Consider the following 15,782-nt stretch of genomic DNA (forward strand, 5'->3'; position numbering starts at 1 on the left):
TGGAGCTTTTTATCCAAAGATATATTTCACGATCTATTCTCATTTCTTGTATTTATCCTTCAGAGTTCAAACTAACGATTTCTGCATAGTTTTCATTCGAAAGGGTGCGTCCGAATGTTTCGGGAATAGACCGCTCCCGACTCCATAGAATGTCGGACGTTGTTCTGAAAAAGTAATCAAATTCAAGTGCGATAGCCTCTTTTAAAAAACTGGCTTCTATTCCAAAATTAGTGTTTTGCTGCGTTTCCCAGGTAATGGTGGGATTGGGGTAGACGCCATAGCTGATGTTGGGAACCGCAACACCGCCAACAACCGGTCCCTCACTGGTATTGAGCGTATACATATCCGCATATTGAAAAGCGTCAACGCGGTCGTTTCCAATAATTCCATGCGATGCACGCAGCTTAAGGTTTTCAATTAGACTTGAGATGGCCGCTTGCTTAAAAAAGGATTCATCTGAAATACGCCAGCCCGCGGATATCGCGGGAAAGAAGCCAAAGCGTCTGCCCGGTGCAAAGCGGTATGAACCATCGTAACGGAAGGAAGCCTCAAGTAAATAGCGACTATCGTAAGCATAATTGAATCGTCCTACTATACTTTGCCGCGCATCGTCTAAAAAGCTATAGCCGCCAATCGTCTGATTTGCCGGCCCACTGGCGAACATTTCATCTTTAATGTTGCTTACAAAATCCTGTCTTGTGGCATTTAAGTTATTGCCCTCCGACTCATATTGCTCATAGAGCAGTAGCCCGCCTATATCGTGTTTATTAAATGTCCGATTATAGTTAAGTGCCACATTTAACGTATAGTTGCTCCTTCTATTAGACTGCTGATACAAAGAGGTCTGTCCGCCTACTACTTTTTCGCCTGTAACATTACCCTCGGTATCTTCATTATACATGGAATAAGGCGTAAAGAACTTCTTTTGGGATAAAACTTCCCGGTATACGGAGGCCAGCCCTTTTAAAGACAATCCTTGAACGAGCGACGAAAGCTGGTAATCGAAGCTCAAAGTCCCTAAAAAGATATCGTAAGTGGAATTGTTATAACCCGATGAACGTATCATTTCCACTGGATGCTCGGATGTCGTATTGAAAGGTCGACCGCTAGGCGTATAAGCGGGCGTCGTTGGTCTGTTACGAATGAGAAAATGGAATATTTCGTTAGCATCGAATCCTGGATTTTCTTGATCTTCTTGTCGACCTTCCAGATTTAGCCCGACGGTTAGATTTTTGTTTACGGTGGCATCTATATTGGCCCGAAAGTTATAGCGCTTGTAGTCTATATGATCGAACATGCCGTCTTGCCCATAATAGCCTACTGATGAGAAATAACGGATTGCCTCGCTACCACCATTGATGGTAAGACTATGTTGCGTTTGCATACTATTCTTTTTGAAAGACTCATCATACCAGTTCACGGTATTAATTCCTTGCTCAAACTCCGACAACTGTTGTTCGCTAAAAAACAAGCTGGATTGCGCCGGATTATTGATATCGTACCCCTGATTTCTTAGTCCTTGATTTCTAATGCGGGCATATTCTGTGGCAGACATTAACTTAGGATAGAAGGTAGGCGATTGTAAACCGGCCAAACCTGAATAAGTAATAACGGGCTTGTTGAGTTTGCCTCTTTTGGTGGTAATAAGAAACACGCCATTAGCTGCTCGTGCTCCATATACTGCTGCTGCTGCTGCGTCTTTTAAAACCGTTATACTTTCTACGTCATTAGCATCGATGGCTGAAAATCCATCACTACGTATCACTCCATCGATTACGACGAGCGGACTGTTGTTGTTGAGCGTACTGATACCTCTGATTGATAAATTGGAGCCGCTGCCGGGCCTCCCGTTTGGATTGGTCGCGATCACCCCCGGTAAACGCCCAGCCACTACATTGGTTAAGTTGGGTGTGGGCTGATCAACAATTTCCGACGACTGGATACTGGCAACCGAACCTGTCAGATTTATCTTCTTTTGTGTGCCATATCCAACGACTACAACTTCCGACAGCTCCGCACTATTTTCACGAAGTTTGACAATAATGCTCGTTCGCTTATTCAAGGGGAATTCCTGTGTTTCATAACCTACAGAACTGATCAGCAACATAGCCCGATCACTCGTGATCTTCATAACAAACCGTCCTTGGTCGTCACTCGTCGTGCCACGCTTTTGGCCTTTTTCTAATATAGAAACCGCAGGCAGCGGATTGCCTGCTGTGTCCGTCACAACGCCGCTAACGGTTATCTCCTGCAAGGTCGAATTCGGCAACTCTTGGATAGAAATGGTTTTATTGTGTATTTGATAGGTAAGCGCTTGGTTAGCTAAACAGCTGGCAAGAACATCGTGTAAAGATGCATTATCCACCGATAAGGACACCGGTCTTGCTTTATCCAACACCTCTGCTTTATATAAAAAGTCATATCCACTTTGTTGTTTGATCTCAAAAAAAAGATCCTCCAACCGGGCGTTTTTCATGTGTAAGCTTACCTTTTGTGCATAACTGGTTGCTTGCAGCTGGAATACCGCTAGTAATAGCAACGCGCCTGTTAATTTCATAACTCGTATCAATAATGTAAAAGCGTAGCGATTGCTACCGCTCACGAATGCAGTATTTTTTTTATACATTTGATGGGTAGGTTTAAAAGTTCTATAATTGGATTATCCTAACTGGAAAGCCTACCGTACAGGCCGGAAGCACTGCGAATGCTTCCGGTATTTATGGCTAGTAGACTTGCATTGCGAATGATTTTATGGCATAACTGTTATCCTCCTTCCGTCGATTTTAAAATGAACACCCCCAGTTAATTCGAGCCCTTTCAGCAGCTCTAGAAAATCTTTATCCTTTGAATATATCCCGCCAAATCTTTTTCCTGTTACTCCCGGCTCATAGCTTACCTCTACATTATACCATCGTGCAATTTGCTCCATAATATCTTGTATAGTATCATTATCAAAGATGAAGTAGCCGTTTTTCCACGCTAAGGCTCGACGGAGATCGGCGCTTATGAGATGCATTTCGCCTGTTTGAACATCGATAATGCTTTCTTGTCCCGCATTCACAATGTGAGAAAAACTTCTTTGGATTTGTTTCGATAGATTTACGCGAACCGCGCCGGTAACAACAGTTGTGTATACAAACCGTATGTTATTGGTATTAACATTAAACTGGGTACCCAACACTTCGATGGTTTGTGACATCGTTTTCACTTTAAAGGGGCGGCGGGAGGCTCTGGCTACATCGAAATAAGCTTCTCCTACCAGTTCTACAACTCTTTCCTTATCTCCAAACGAAGACGGGTACCGCAATGAGGAGGCAGCGTTTAACTGCACTTGCGTACCGTCGGGTAGCACAAGTTGAAATTGGCCTCCCCTAGGCGTTTGAATAGTATGATATGTGAGCGGTATATTGGAAACTTGTCTCTTTGGTTTATAAACGATTTTACCATCGTGCGACTTGGAGATTTGTACCCCTTGTTCCTCAGCAATCTTGCCATTGGCAGCAGAATGCAGCGAAATGGATTTCCCGTCAGAAAGTGTCAAAGTGGCTACGTATCCACCTGGGGTAATAGACGTTGATGTCATGTGTGATTTTACGGACTCTTTGGTAAATCGGAGCTGCCGCTGTTGGAAGATAAAGGCGACACCCCCGACAAGCGCAATTGATGCCGCAATAGAAATCCACTTTCTTATCTTTTTTATACCACCTTTCGTCGTTTCTTGTTCGATATTACGATATGCACGTATACTTGCTGCTACGTCTTCTTCATTTAACTGAGCACCATCCAGCATACGCAATGCATCGCGATAGGCATATAGCTTTTCTTGTTCTTTCTGTGAACAGTTTCCTGCGAGGAACTTTTCGTACAGTGCAATGTAATCTTCAGGTGTCATGTAAACTGGTTTTGTATATAGAGTATTAAAACCGAAGAAAACTCACATACTTGGTAAAAAAAAACGAAATTTTCTCCGCTGTTGTTTATTTTGTATTATTGCGACACAGGTCTGGTAACTGACTGACCTGAAAACCGATTATACCTCTTGGACCATGACTGTAAAAGAACTTTCCGACGATCAATTGTGGCAGGCAACTGCACTTGACAATCCAAAAGCTTTCGCAGAGCTATATAGTAGATATTGGTTGAAACTATATAGTACGGTAAATTTTTACCTAAAAGACAAAACCGTCGGCGAACAGGTGCTTCAGGATGTATTTATAGTGCTTTGGAGAAAAAGAAAGTCCTTAACGATAAACAGTTTTAACAACTATATTTTTGTAACTACCCGATATCATATTTACAAAGCGCTGAAAATGGCGAAAATTAATCCGACTATATACCTAGAAGCCATTAACGAACAAAACCTAGAGCACCAAGAAAATGATATATTAAAAAAATTTAATCGAGAGGACTGGGAATACAAATTGCAATTGGCTCTCGAACAGCTCCCTAAAAGATGTGCCGAAATCTTTTGGATGAGCCGCATAGAAAATCTCTCAAACGAGGAGATTGCCAAGAAGTTAAATCTTTCAAAAAGAACAGTTGAAAACCAAATAAGCAGCGCTCTCAAGCATCTTAAAGTTTCTCGACAAGAACTATTTGTCGACTTGCTGTGGCTCTATATTGTCTTAAGCCCTTAAGAATAACCTAACGGCCATCCTGATGCCCTCAACTACACGAACACGAGGGAACGAAGGCTTGCGAAAGAAAGAAAGTTTAGCTATGTTTGAATAGAGAACTTTCTCTAGCAACAATAAATGTCTAGCGGAAATTAGCACCAAGATGAGCTTAAAAGTAGAAGGACCCGTACCGACAGGAGATGTAAAAATATCCCGGAAAAAACCCATTTTTCCGGTGAAGCCCGCCTTGCGTAAGTATTTGCGTGAATACCAGCGCGAGTCAAAACTTCCGCTCAGTTACCGTGAACTTCGGAATTTTACCGACAGTGTGCCTGTTTACGACAAGCAAGGAAAGGATACGCTATGGGAAACACCTCTTTATCCACCGCATGAAGTGGCACATATTCATGAAGGACTGAAACAGATTTATGCTTTGCTGAAGGCTTCGGGAAACAACCGCATCGTTGAGCACAAGTTTATCGACCGTATAGATTACTGTACATTCGGCAATACACATCCCTTTCGTATCCGTATTGTAAACCGTCTAAACGATGTATACGATTACTTTTACGTGAAGCAAGCGGATGCCTCGCGCATTTACGGACTGGAACTGGAAGAAATCATGTCCCCCAATCGGGTTAACTTTACCGTAGACGGCGAAACCCTCGTAGAAGAACACATCGTAGGTTTACCAGGCGATGTATTCGCGAAGCGCTTGATGGAAAATCCGGATTATAACCCGATCCGGATTGCGAAGGAATTTGTAAAATTCAACGAACGCTGCCTGATTATGCTCTTGGGCGACATGCGGGCTTACAATTACGTGGTGCAGATCACGCCGGATTTTGATGACTTTCAATTCCGAATTCGGGCAATCGACTTTGATCAGGAGTTTTACGAAGGGAATATGAAGGTTTATATGCCGCAGTTTTTTAAGGAAAACCTGCCCTATGTAAAGCTATCCATGGAGCACCTTACGGAAAAGACCGTTTTGCAATATCAGCAAGAAGAGCGCTCTTCCATTGTCCACCGGGTGCGCATTGAGCGGCACCGCTTGGCTGCCTTAAGAGACGTGTCTCAAAATGAGCAACTTTCTCCTCCTGAAAACATTGCAAGACTGAAAACCCAATTAGCAGCGCATTATAACAATCAGGATTATCACTTATGCAAAAGCATGACGGATATTATTGAACTGAACATCAAAAATGTAATTCGACAAGTGAAGTTGTAAGGCCTTATCCGTGACGCCCTTATCCGTGACGCGTTATCAGTAACAAGTGACGAGTAAACACTGGCAACCGGCAACTGATAACTGATTACTGTTCACCGTATCAGTGACGCGTTATCAGTAACGAGTAAACTGATCACTGTTCACTGATCACTGATAACTGATCACTGTTCACTGATAACTGATAACTGATCACTGATAACTGATCACTGTTCACTAATTACCAACTAAAAGAATGAAGACACACAAAGATTTAGATGTATGGAAAAAAAGCATCGATCTTGTCACGGTAGTTTATATAATAACAGAAAGGCTGCCCAAAGAAGAGATTTATGGGTTAACGAGCCAGATTCGCAGATGCTCCGTTTCAATTCCTTCTAATATCGCTGAAGGTTCAGCCCGACAAGGTAAAAAGGAGTTTATTTATTTCCTATATATTGCTCTAGGCAGTATAGCCGAATTAGAAACCCAACTAATCATTGCGGAAAAATTGAAGTATTTAACCCCCGAGAACAACCGTAGCGTACTTCCTAAAGTAGAGGAAATACGAAAGATGCTTGTTGGCTTGATTAAGTTTGTCAAAAGTAGGTAACGAGTAAACTGATTACTGATCACTGATAACTGTTCACTGATAACTGATAACTGTCCCCAAAAAACTTGGCACGATATTCGTTCTAGACAATTCACAATTTTTTATGTTTAACTGATAAATCACTTAATACTATGAAAACATCTATGAAAAGCACAGCTAAAGTTCAAAAGTTATCTGATTTAGCAAAAAAAATTGACAAACAATTAATGGATTTATTGGTGAAAGAATTAGAACATTTCCGCGGTAACAGCGGTTCAGGCGCTACAAATGTAAAAATAGCATAAAAAAACCATCTACCTATCACAATACATTCATCTACCTATGTAAAACTTCCCCGAGGCTATGCCCCGGGGATTTTTTGTTTTTATTACTTGGGCAATAAGCCATTAGCTTAAGCTTAGACACATCCAGCAACTAACAACCGGCAACTGATAACTGATAACAGGCAACTGGCAACTGATAACTGGCAACTGGCAACTGATAACTGGCAACTGATAACTCGCAACTGATAACAAATAACAAAATTTTTAATTTCTTTTGCGGTAAATTCACTTCACGCAAATGAACATGCAAGATGATACCCTGATCTATCGAGATGCGCAACTCGAAGATCTACCGACAATTGTTTCCATCTATAACAGTACCATAGCCGGTAGAATGGTTACGGCTGACACTGAACCGGTAACGCCCGAGAGTCGGCTTCCCTGGTTTTACCAACACAATCCCCTGACACGTCCGCTTTGGATGGTAGAAAATGCTGCTCATGAAACCATCGGTTGGATTAGCTTCCAATCCTTTTACGGCCGACCCGCTTATAACGGTACCATCGAAATCAGCATCTATATCGATGAAACACAACGTAAAAAGGGTTATGGCAAAAAAATGTTGAACGAGGCGATTAACAGAGCGCCCGCTTTTGGCGTGCATACAGTGCTCGCTTTTATTTTTGCACATAACACGCCCAGCATCCGTCTTTTTGAAAAAGAAGGCTTTCAAGAATGGGGTAATTTTCCAGACATCGCTGTCTTGGATGGTATACAACGCAGCCTCATCATTCTAGGACGGAAGGTTTAAGGATTTGTTTCGGAGTGATAAGTTTTAAGTGCTACGTTTTAAGCTATGTGTACCGACTTAGCAATTTTTTATCTGGCTTCTGATTTCATCTCAGCAGCCTAGGTAACAAAAGTTCAACAATAACAGTTTGATCATATTGAATATTCTGATAACGGAAGCAGCCATATTTGAAGTCTCATTACGGATGGCTAACCTTTAAGGAGAAGACAGCGAGCTTAAAGCTTATAACTTAGAGCTTATAGCCTCAAAAAGTTAATGTTTGTTAAAATTTTTGCAAATACTACCGCATGCTATTACTTTGCGACCAAGCAAAACATTTGCTACATATTTTTAATTAACTTATCTTTGCAGAATGTTTATAAACAAGCGTTTAATGATTTGGGCTTCAGCGCTGCTCTTTTCAATTGGGATGATAGGATGTAAGAGCAAGTTTGAAAAGCTACGCGCCGGTAATGACAATGTGGCCAAATACCGGGAAGCTATCAACTTGTACAACAACAAGAAGTACTCGAAAGCGCTTATCTTGTTTGAAGACCTGTCCAATAAATACCGCGGGCGGCCAGAGAATGAGGAGTTGATGTACTACCATGCGTACACCAGTTATCGGTTAAGAGATTACACCTCTGCCCGGTTCCACTTTAAAAATTTTACCGATCAATATCCGCAAAGTCAGCGTGCCGAAGAGTGCCGCTTTATGGGTGCCTATTGCTACTATTTAGAGTCGCCCGTATATACCTTGGATCAGGAAAACACCTTAAAAGCGATTGAATCACTTCAGCTGTTCATCAATCTATATCCTAAGAGTGACCGCGCGGAAGAAGCCGCCAAGTTTATTCAGGACTTGCGCGATAAATTGGAACACAAGTCTTATGCAAACGCTAAGTTATACCTGGACGTGGGCGATTATAAGGCCGCCGTTATTGCGTTTCAGAATTCCTTACGGGACTATCCAGACACCAAGTATGCCGAGGAGATGGAATACTTAGCCATCAGAGCGCAATACCTGTATGCTAAAAATAGCATGTTGACAAGCCAGGAAGGGCGTTATCAGGAAGCAATCGAATATTCGGATCATTTTATAGATAATTATCCGGAAAGCAAATTCAAAAAAGATGCGGAAGGATTGAAGAAGAATTCGCAACGCGATATCGAATCCGTTAAAAAGCTGATCGCTACCTTAACGCCTACGCAGAAGAAAAAAGAAAAAGAAAAAGAAGAAGAACTTAATAACTCACCAAGAGGAAGTTTACCTCAGCAGACAGTACAATAAAGATATGAGCAATATACAAAAGCACACTACTCCTAACACAACCGTAACACGCGATTTACGGCAGTTAGACGAAAAGACCGGCAATATCTATGAATCGATCGTCATCATGGGTCGTCGTGCAAACCAGATTGCCGCAAACATGAAAGAAGAACTTCATGGTAAATTGGCAGAATTTGCAACCTCGAATGACAATTTGGAAGAAGTATTTGAAAACCGTGAGCAGATTGAAATTTCTAAGCACTATGAGCGTCTTCCGAAGCCGACACTCGTAGCTGTTGAAGAATTTTTAAACGACAAGGTTTACTTTAGAAATCCTTCTAAAGAGCAAAAATAAAAGCAACAAGGTCATTTAGCTTAACATGCTAAAGGGAAAAAAGATTATACTGGGCATATGTGGAAGCATTGCCGCCTACAAAGCCGCGGCTTTAACCAGACTACTGGTTAAAGCCGGTGCTGAAGTACAAGTAGTAATGACTCCCGACGCTGTTGAATTTATAGCGCCCCTTACCCTTTCTACCCTTTCCAATAAACCGGTCCTGACCGCATATTTCGACAAAAAAACAGGCACATGGAATCACCATGTCCAGCTAGGTTTATGGGCCGACTTATTACTGATTGCACCTGCAAGTGCCAATACGATGGCTAAGTTGGCGAATGGACTTTGCGACAATTTACTTTGTGCGATTTACTTATCGGCTAAATGTCCGGTTTATTTTGCCCCTGCTATGGACCTTGATATGTGGGCCCACCCAAGTACGCAAAACAATGTGAGCAAATTGCAGGATTATGGAAATATCCTGATTCAACCAGGAACAGGCGAACTCGCCAGCGGACTTGTGGGCGAAGGCCGTTTAGCCGAACCGGAAGATATCATTACCTTTTTAGAACGAAACCATAGCGACAAAAGCCGACTACAGGACAGCCCTTTACGTGGTAAAAAAGCACTGGTAACCGCTGGTCCTACGTTTGAGGCGATTGACCCGGTGCGCTTTATTGGAAATCATAGCAGCGGCAAAATGGGCTATGCCATTGCTGAAGCTTTACGTCAACAGGGCGCTACCGTTACGTTGATAAGCGGCCCCACCAGTCTCCCTGCGCCGAAAGGCATCCGAAAAATAGACGTCATCTCGGCGAAAGATATGTTGGAAGCTTGCCTGAACGAATTTGAAAGCACAGACATCGCCGTAATGAGCGCCGCTGTGGCCGACTATACACCGAAACAGGTGGCCGACAAGAAGATTAAAAAGAGCGACGACTACTTTAGCATCGCACTCACCAAAACCACCGATATATTGGCGACCTTAGGCGGAATAAAACAAGCGCATCAACTCTTAGTAGGTTTTGCCTTGGAAACCGATAACGAGTTGGCCAATGCCACGGGTAAACTGGAGAAAAAAAACCTGGATTTTATTGTACTCAATTCCATGCAGGACAAGGGCGCCGGCTTTGCGGGCGATCAAAACAAGATTACCATTATCGATCGCAATCATCAGCAATTCACTTACCCCCTTAAAGCTAAGAAAGAAGTAGCCACCGATATTTGCGATTTTATTGTGAAGGCACTGGGCACGAAGCGATAAGCTCTAGGCAGTAAGCTGTAAGCTGTAAACCTAGACTTACGACTTAGAACTTACAACTACAACTAAATTAATTCCCTTGCTACTTAACAACTGTTTACCTACCTTTGGTAAACGTACTTTAAACACCAGCTAATTACATTAACGACTTATTTACAAAAATGCTAAAAAACCAATTACTTGTCGCGTCCCTCCTATTGGCGAGCGCCGCGTCATCCTTAGCTCAAGAAAAAATGAAACCTGAAGATACCGAAGTTTGGGAACCTGTACCTCATGTTGTCGAAACACCGGTAGGCTTAGCGCCTTCGGATGCAATTGTATTATTCGACGGACAAGACCTCAGTAAATGGGAATCACAGAAAAATCCAGGCCAGCCGGCCGACTGGCCTGTTGCAGGAGGCGTATTTACCGTTAACAAAAAAGCGGGTAATATCTGGACAAAACAAAAATTCAGCAGCTATCAACTTCACCTTGAATTCTATATCCCAAAAGATATTGACGGAGAAGGGCAAGGACGCGGTAACAGTGGTTTATTTGTGGCAGCTATTGGCAAAGGCGATGAAGGGTACGAATTGCAGATCCTCGACTCGTATAACAATAAAACCTATGTGAACGGGCAGCTCGGTTCTGTATATAAACAACTCATTCCCTTGGCCAACCCTGCAAGAAAGCCCGGCGAATGGCAAACCTATGATGTGGTGTGGACGGCCCCTACCTTTAAATCAGATGGATCCGTAGAAACGCCTGCCCGGGTAACGGCTTTTATTAACGGCGTATTGGTACAGAACAATGCAGAATTGATCGGAGGCACACAATATATCGGTAAACCGAGCTATAAAGCACACGGCCCTGCCCCTATTATGTTGCAGGCCCACGGCGATCCGAGCAAACCGATCAGCTTTAAAAACATTTGGGTGAGACCTCTTTAAGAGTTGCCAGTAATGAGTTGTCAGTTGCACGTTTGATGATGGGCAACTGACAACCGGCAACTAACAACGAACAACCAGCAACTAACAACTGAAAACCTAGCTAAAACCCGGCCGCCGCTGGCTGCTTATGCTTTACATTAATGATTGTTTTATTAATAATTGGCAACAACAATATCAGCGCGATGGTAACCACACAGATAAGCGCCATAAGCGCATAATAATCCATACAGTACCTTAAAAAAGATTGCTTCTGAAGACTTTTTGCCAATAAGAGATCGGCTGCCTTCCCGGCCTGATCGCCTAGCATTCCTTTATTAACCAAGGCCTGCTTATATAAAGATAGGCGTTGTGCAAACATCGGATTGCTTTGATCCAGTCGATCCGCCAGTTGATCGCTGTGGAGCTGCCCATAATAACGCTGATAAAAATTTAGCGAAGCCAAGCTAAGTGAAAAGGTAGTAAAACGGATAAAAACACCGACGGCTGAAGCGGATTTACTTATAGCAGAGGGAACAGAGGAGATAATGAATAAGACAATAGGTCCCATTAACAGACCGGCGCCAATTCCTTGCAAAATCAATAAAAAAATGTAGCTATCGGCATTGGCTTCTGCTCCAAAAAGATATACCATGGAAATATGGTAAATAGCCAAGAGGGAAAAACCTACACACCAAAGTGCCCGCAACGATTTTTTTAATATAACCAAACGTGTTGAAAAACTGCAACCGATAACAATGCCGAAAATATTCCACAAGAGAAACCGATAGGTATGAATAGGGTCCATGCCCAATACCTCCGCGAAATACTGATTACTAAGGTTGAAACTGCCGCGCACGAGGTACAGCATGATAAGTAAAAATATTCCGATCCAAACGTTCTTGTATCGAAATACGTGCACATCTATGTAAGGCCTTTTAATGGATTTTTGCCGAACATAACTAAGCCCCAGCAAAAGTGGCGCAAGGAAAACACCATAGCGGATGATGGTATTATCAAGCCAATTGAGCTGTTGCCCATATACCAGGATATAAGCTATCAACACCAATGCGCTTGCGTATAGCACAAAACTGATCCAATCGAGCTGCGACAGCGGTGTCTTCCGACTGAGACGCACGTTGTGCATAATACTTAACAACATCACGGCACCGGGGATGATGCAAAACGTTACAGCCTTGTATATTACTTTATAATCGTATTGGTCTATTAACGGAGCCGCCATTAAGGACGTTAAAGGGGCTACGCATAGAATGAGCCCATAGAAAATGGAATAGCCGATTTCCCGGGAATGGCCGGATGTCAATTGCCGGAACAATAGATTCAGACAGATACTCGTAGTGCCACAGTTAACAATGCCTTGTAAAAACCGGATGGGTAAGATAAGTCCTAAATGATGACTGTGATACACGGCATAAGCAAAAACGAGCTGTAAGCTGAGGCAGATTAGTAAATACTCCTTGGTGGCTATTCGATTAAAAAAGCGGGCCTCGAGTGGTGTAAAGGCCGCAATGGCCGCGTAAAACACCAACAAAGAGAATTGAACATCTGCCGGTTCAATGCCGTAATAGCCTACAGCGGCTGACACATTAGCGGTTGACATTGCAAAAAGCAATAAGGTTGGAAGTAAGAGCAACAAGGTCGTCACGAAAATAAGCCATCGCGGAACCCATGCTTTAAACAACTGTTTATCGCTCATCTCACTCTCCTTTCCTTACGCTCACCGTAGCATTCATTCCCGCATCCAATAATTCGAGATCCTTGCCCTCCAAATGAATACGTACGGGGATTCGCTGGGCGATCTTGACGAAGTTGCCGGTCGAATTATCGGGCGGTAACAATGAATAGCGCGAGCCCGTTGCACCCGACAGCGATTCGATCCGTCCATGGAACACTCGGTCGGGATAGGCATCCACCGCTATGGACGCTTCTTTTCCTACTTTCATATGCTGAATTTGGGTTTCTTTGAAATTAGCCACTACCCATTTACCGGAATTCCGGTCGATGATAAAGGCTAAGGTCTGTCCTGACTGTACCAACTGCCCTGGCTGTATCGTTCGCCGTCCCATTTTACCATCGTAAGGCGCCTTAATAACGGTATAACCGGTATTCAGCGTACGCTGCTGTAAAACAGCTTCTCTCCGCTTGATCTCTGTTTCCAAAACAGCTAGCTGTACATGGATATCATTTACTTTTGATAGCGAAGCCGCATAGGTATCGGTAGCCGCAAGGTAGTCTGCTTTGGCAACCGCGAGGGCGCTTTGCACGGCTTCTAATTGCTGTTTAGTGGCCGACTCGACCTGGTATAGTTTCTCGTAGCGGTTAAATTCCTGCTCTTGCTTTAGCAACTTGGCTTTAGCTGCACTGATGTGCGATTTCTCGACCGCAGCACCGCTGTTGGCCGTCTGGACTTGACTCCGCAGCACAGCTATCTGTGCCCTGGCGTTCATTAACGAAGCAATGGCTTCCTCTTGTTGCGCAGCATATTCACTATTGTCTACGATCACCAAGGTGTCGCCTTGATTAACGCGCTGATTTTCTTCAAATCGGACTTGTTCGATATAACCATTTACTTTCGAGGTGATCGGACTGATATACGCATCCACTTGCGCATCATTGGTCTCCTCGAATCGGTAGTAGGAAATAAGGGTCCGACCGCCCCATATCAATAAAGCGATCACTAAAACGGAAGCAACTGCCGTGGTGATGCGGGTAATTATTCTATCAGCTGATGATTGTTTTTGTGTTGCCATGTTATTATAAGTTGCCAATCGTTTTTTGTAATTTGTAAAATTGTACCTGTGCATTTGCCTGGGCGGTTGATAGTTCGAACCGCGATTGCAGGAGCTGCGTTTCAGCATCTAAAAAATCGGTTAACAGAGCAAGTTGATTGAAGTAGGTATTGCGCATAATGCGATAACTTTCTGCTGCCTGCACAATATTTTCTTTGGCCACCTCCACCTTTTCCAAGGCCTCTGCACACCGCAAATAGGCTTCTTCTACTTCTTGCCTTATTTCATCATGGCTATTGTATAAAGCGATTTCTTTTTGCTCAAGTAACAGAGCGGCCTCCTTCACTTTGTGTTTATTGGTATATAAACCGGATAAAGGAATACTCATTTTTATACCGGCCATTCCCGAACCATACAAAGCCAAACTATAGGGGTAAAACTGTATTTGCGGATAACCATATCCATACTCGGCAAAGAAACCGATCTTGGGAGCGGTATTCGACTTTACCTCCTGAAGCTTCAGCGCACTGAGCTCTTTGTCTTTTTCGGATAGCTGGCCCTTAAAAGCATGTGCATGCGCTTCGCTTAAATACGTTTGTAAAGGTTGCAAGCGGTATAACGGCAGGCTGCCGCTGGTATCAATAGGGATGTAGGCGGGTTCCTCGTCTGGTTTCCCGATGAGTATATTCAAGCGCTGTGTGGCGATCTGTATGCTATTGTTTATTTCTACCAATAGCATGCGCTGCTTCGATAAACGTAATGTTGCCCGTAATACGTCGCTTTTTAAAACCGTACCATTCGCATAGAGCTGCTCGATTTCATGCAACTGTTTTTCGCGTTCCTTAATATCCTGCAACAACAGCGCTCTATAGGCTGTATTTCGATAGAGGTCGTAGTAGTGCACCACTACCTGGTAATGAATATCGGCGGTTGTTTGACGATGTTCCACGTGCGACATTTCCTGCTCTTTTTGCGCATACTTGATTTCCCGATTGATTTTGCCCCCGCTATACAGGTTAAGATGAGTCTGGGCACCGGCTTTGTAATAGGTTCGTTCTATTGGAAATTGCTCCGGCGTGTGAAAAAGCCCATTTTCATAGATGGGCATGTTGAAGACATAAGCATATTGTCCGTTAACCGAAACCTCCGGAAGGCGCTCATCCTTTGCTACGCCTAAACGGGCAGCGCTCACCTGCACGTCGATTTCACTCGCCTGGATCTTTTTACTATTGCTGTCGGCCAACAGCCATGCTTGTTTCAAACTTAAGGCTGCGCCCTTCGTTTGCTGTGCATTGCCCATGAACGGCAACAGCAGCAGCATCAAAAGGAGCAGGCCCCATGCCTGCTTAAAATATAGAAAATTCATGATTGCTTTAATACGCGACAAAGGTCCGTATTTTTAATTTTCTGATTTTTATCTAAAATGACATACTTTTGCTTAAACACGCCACATGAACAGAGTAACCATCAGCGAGTATCTATCGGCCCTCGATCAGCATCCGGACAGTACGTACCTGTGGTACAGTCAGTATAATGATCAACTGGAGCTGCATAGCCATCATAAAGGACAACTGACCTATGTAGAGGGCGGAGTCATTTTCTTACATACGGAAGACCGCTCTTACTTCTTGCCCGCCCGGCACTATGCTTGGATTCCCAGCGGTGTTAAACACCGCTTTCATCATCGGTATATCATACTACCCAAATACTGGACAACTGCATAAATGTTTAAATTAGCAGTTGAGAATGAAAAAAGAACGCAGGAAATTC

At 43.3% G+C, this 15,782-nt stretch carries 15 protein-coding genes; 10 read left to right on the forward strand and 5 right to left on the reverse strand.

Going from position 1 to position 15,782, the window contains the following annotated elements; translation table 11 throughout:
- Positions 1–52: 52 nt before the first annotated feature.
- Together EPX21_RS06075 and EPX21_RS06080 are read right to left on the reverse strand one after the other, a co-directional pair.
- Positions 53–2,626, reverse strand: a complete 2,574-nt coding sequence (locus tag EPX21_RS06075) for a SusC/RagA family TonB-linked outer membrane protein (protein WP_134088776.1) — start codon at positions 2,624–2,626, stop codon at positions 53–55.
- Positions 2,627–2,749: 123 nt separating this feature from the next.
- On the reverse strand, positions 2,750–3,892 hold the full coding sequence (locus EPX21_RS06080) for a FecR family protein (protein WP_134088777.1): 1,143 nt from the start codon (positions 3,890–3,892) through the stop codon (positions 2,750–2,752).
- 154 nt (positions 3,893–4,046) lie between these two features.
- Here EPX21_RS06080 and EPX21_RS06085 point away from each other — a divergent pair, with 154 nt between their 5' ends.
- From EPX21_RS06085 to EPX21_RS06120, 9 genes are all read left to right on the forward strand, one after another.
- Positions 4,047–4,637: an RNA polymerase sigma-70 factor gene (locus EPX21_RS06085; protein WP_134088778.1), complete on the forward strand. Its 591-nt coding sequence runs from the start codon at positions 4,047–4,049 to the stop codon at positions 4,635–4,637.
- 142 nt (positions 4,638–4,779) lie between these two features.
- Positions 4,780–5,847 (forward strand): hypothetical protein, encoded by a 1,068-nt coding sequence (locus EPX21_RS06090; protein ID WP_134088779.1) that lies wholly within the window; start codon positions 4,780–4,782, stop codon positions 5,845–5,847.
- Positions 5,848–6,079: 232 nt separating this feature from the next.
- On the forward strand, positions 6,080–6,436 hold the full coding sequence (locus EPX21_RS06095) for a four helix bundle protein (RefSeq protein WP_134088780.1): 357 nt from the start codon (positions 6,080–6,082) through the stop codon (positions 6,434–6,436).
- A gap of 131 nt (positions 6,437–6,567) precedes the next feature.
- Positions 6,568–6,720 carry a hypothetical protein gene (locus tag EPX21_RS22610; RefSeq protein ID WP_166670689.1) on the forward strand — a complete coding sequence of 51 codons (153 nt, stop codon included), beginning with the start codon at positions 6,568–6,570 and terminating at the stop codon, positions 6,718–6,720.
- 277 nt (positions 6,721–6,997) lie between these two features.
- On the forward strand, positions 6,998–7,510 hold the full coding sequence (locus EPX21_RS06100) for a GNAT family N-acetyltransferase (protein ID WP_206106016.1): 513 nt from the start codon (positions 6,998–7,000) through the stop codon (positions 7,508–7,510).
- A gap of 373 nt (positions 7,511–7,883) precedes the next feature.
- Positions 7,884–8,780: an outer membrane protein assembly factor BamD gene (locus tag EPX21_RS06105; protein ID WP_134088781.1), complete on the forward strand. Its 897-nt coding sequence runs from the start codon at positions 7,884–7,886 to the stop codon at positions 8,778–8,780.
- A gap of 4 nt (positions 8,781–8,784) precedes the next feature.
- Positions 8,785–9,114 (forward strand): DNA-directed RNA polymerase subunit omega, encoded by a 330-nt coding sequence (locus tag EPX21_RS06110; RefSeq protein ID WP_134088782.1) that lies wholly within the window; start codon positions 8,785–8,787, stop codon positions 9,112–9,114.
- 25 nt (positions 9,115–9,139) lie between these two features.
- Complete coding sequence (gene coaBC / locus EPX21_RS06115) at positions 9,140–10,360, forward strand: bifunctional phosphopantothenoylcysteine decarboxylase/phosphopantothenate--cysteine ligase CoaBC (protein WP_134088783.1); 1,221 nt, start codon at positions 9,140–9,142, stop codon at positions 10,358–10,360.
- Positions 10,361–10,590: 230 nt separating this feature from the next.
- Complete coding sequence (locus tag EPX21_RS06120) at positions 10,591–11,286, forward strand: DUF1080 domain-containing protein (RefSeq protein WP_240768549.1); 696 nt, start codon at positions 10,591–10,593, stop codon at positions 11,284–11,286.
- Between the two features lie 100 nt (positions 11,287–11,386).
- Here EPX21_RS06120 and EPX21_RS06125 read toward each other — a convergent pair whose 3' ends face one another.
- The 3 genes from EPX21_RS06125 to EPX21_RS06135 are packed head-to-tail and all read right to left on the reverse strand — an operon-like array spanning position 11,387 to position 15,378.
- Positions 11,387–12,979, reverse strand: coding sequence for an MFS transporter (locus EPX21_RS06125; RefSeq protein ID WP_134088785.1), 1,593 nt, complete (start codon positions 12,977–12,979; stop codon positions 11,387–11,389).
- A 1-nt stretch (position 12,980) separates the two neighbouring features.
- The gene (locus tag EPX21_RS06130) at positions 12,981–14,033 is read right to left on the reverse strand and encodes an HlyD family secretion protein (RefSeq protein WP_134088786.1); all 1,053 of its coding nucleotides are present in this window, start codon (positions 14,031–14,033) and stop codon (positions 12,981–12,983) included.
- Between the two features lie 4 nt (positions 14,034–14,037).
- Positions 14,038–15,378 (reverse strand): TolC family protein, encoded by a 1,341-nt coding sequence (locus tag EPX21_RS06135; RefSeq protein WP_134088787.1) that lies wholly within the window; start codon positions 15,376–15,378, stop codon positions 14,038–14,040.
- Between the two features lie 85 nt (positions 15,379–15,463).
- Here EPX21_RS06135 and EPX21_RS06140 point away from each other — a divergent pair, with 85 nt between their 5' ends.
- A complete protein-coding gene (locus EPX21_RS06140) occupies positions 15,464–15,736 on the forward strand; it encodes a hypothetical protein (RefSeq protein ID WP_240768551.1) in 273 nt (90 codons plus the stop codon).
- The last annotated feature ends 46 nt before the right edge of the window (positions 15,737–15,782 follow it).

This window comes from Olivibacter sp. XZL3 (assembly GCF_004368405.1).
Classification (GTDB): domain Bacteria; phylum Bacteroidota; class Bacteroidia; order Sphingobacteriales; family Sphingobacteriaceae; genus Olivibacter.

Excerpts from the sequence above, each read along its gene's own strand:
- EPX21_RS06075 (WP_134088776.1), bottom strand. The coding sequence starts at position 2,626 with ATGTATAAAAAAAATACTGCATTCGTGAGCGGTAGCAATCGCTACGCT.
- EPX21_RS06080 (WP_134088777.1), bottom strand. The coding sequence starts at position 3,892 with ATGACACCTGAAGATTACATTGCACTGTACGAAAAGTTCCTCGCAGGA.
- EPX21_RS06085 (WP_134088778.1), top strand. The coding sequence starts at position 4,047 with ATGACTGTAAAAGAACTTTCCGACGATCAATTGTGGCAGGCAACTGCA.
- EPX21_RS06090 (WP_134088779.1), top strand. The coding sequence starts at position 4,780 with ATGAGCTTAAAAGTAGAAGGACCCGTACCGACAGGAGATGTAAAAATA.
- EPX21_RS06095 (WP_134088780.1), top strand. The coding sequence starts at position 6,080 with ATGAAGACACACAAAGATTTAGATGTATGGAAAAAAAGCATCGATCTT.
- EPX21_RS22610 (WP_166670689.1), top strand. The coding sequence starts at position 6,568 with ATGAAAACATCTATGAAAAGCACAGCTAAAGTTCAAAAGTTATCTGAT.
- EPX21_RS06100 (WP_206106016.1), top strand. The coding sequence starts at position 6,998 with ATGAACATGCAAGATGATACCCTGATCTATCGAGATGCGCAACTCGAA.
- EPX21_RS06105 (WP_134088781.1), top strand. The coding sequence starts at position 7,884 with ATGATTTGGGCTTCAGCGCTGCTCTTTTCAATTGGGATGATAGGATGT.
- EPX21_RS06110 (WP_134088782.1), top strand. The coding sequence starts at position 8,785 with ATGAGCAATATACAAAAGCACACTACTCCTAACACAACCGTAACACGC.
- coaBC (WP_134088783.1), top strand. The coding sequence starts at position 9,140 with ATGCTAAAGGGAAAAAAGATTATACTGGGCATATGTGGAAGCATTGCC.
- EPX21_RS06120 (WP_240768549.1), top strand. The coding sequence starts at position 10,591 with ATGAAACCTGAAGATACCGAAGTTTGGGAACCTGTACCTCATGTTGTC.
- EPX21_RS06125 (WP_134088785.1), bottom strand. The coding sequence starts at position 12,979 with ATGAGCGATAAACAGTTGTTTAAAGCATGGGTTCCGCGATGGCTTATT.
- EPX21_RS06130 (WP_134088786.1), bottom strand. The coding sequence starts at position 14,033 with ATGGCAACACAAAAACAATCATCAGCTGATAGAATAATTACCCGCATC.
- EPX21_RS06135 (WP_134088787.1), bottom strand. The coding sequence starts at position 15,378 with ATGAATTTTCTATATTTTAAGCAGGCATGGGGCCTGCTCCTTTTGATG.
- EPX21_RS06140 (WP_240768551.1), top strand. The coding sequence starts at position 15,464 with ATGAACAGAGTAACCATCAGCGAGTATCTATCGGCCCTCGATCAGCAT.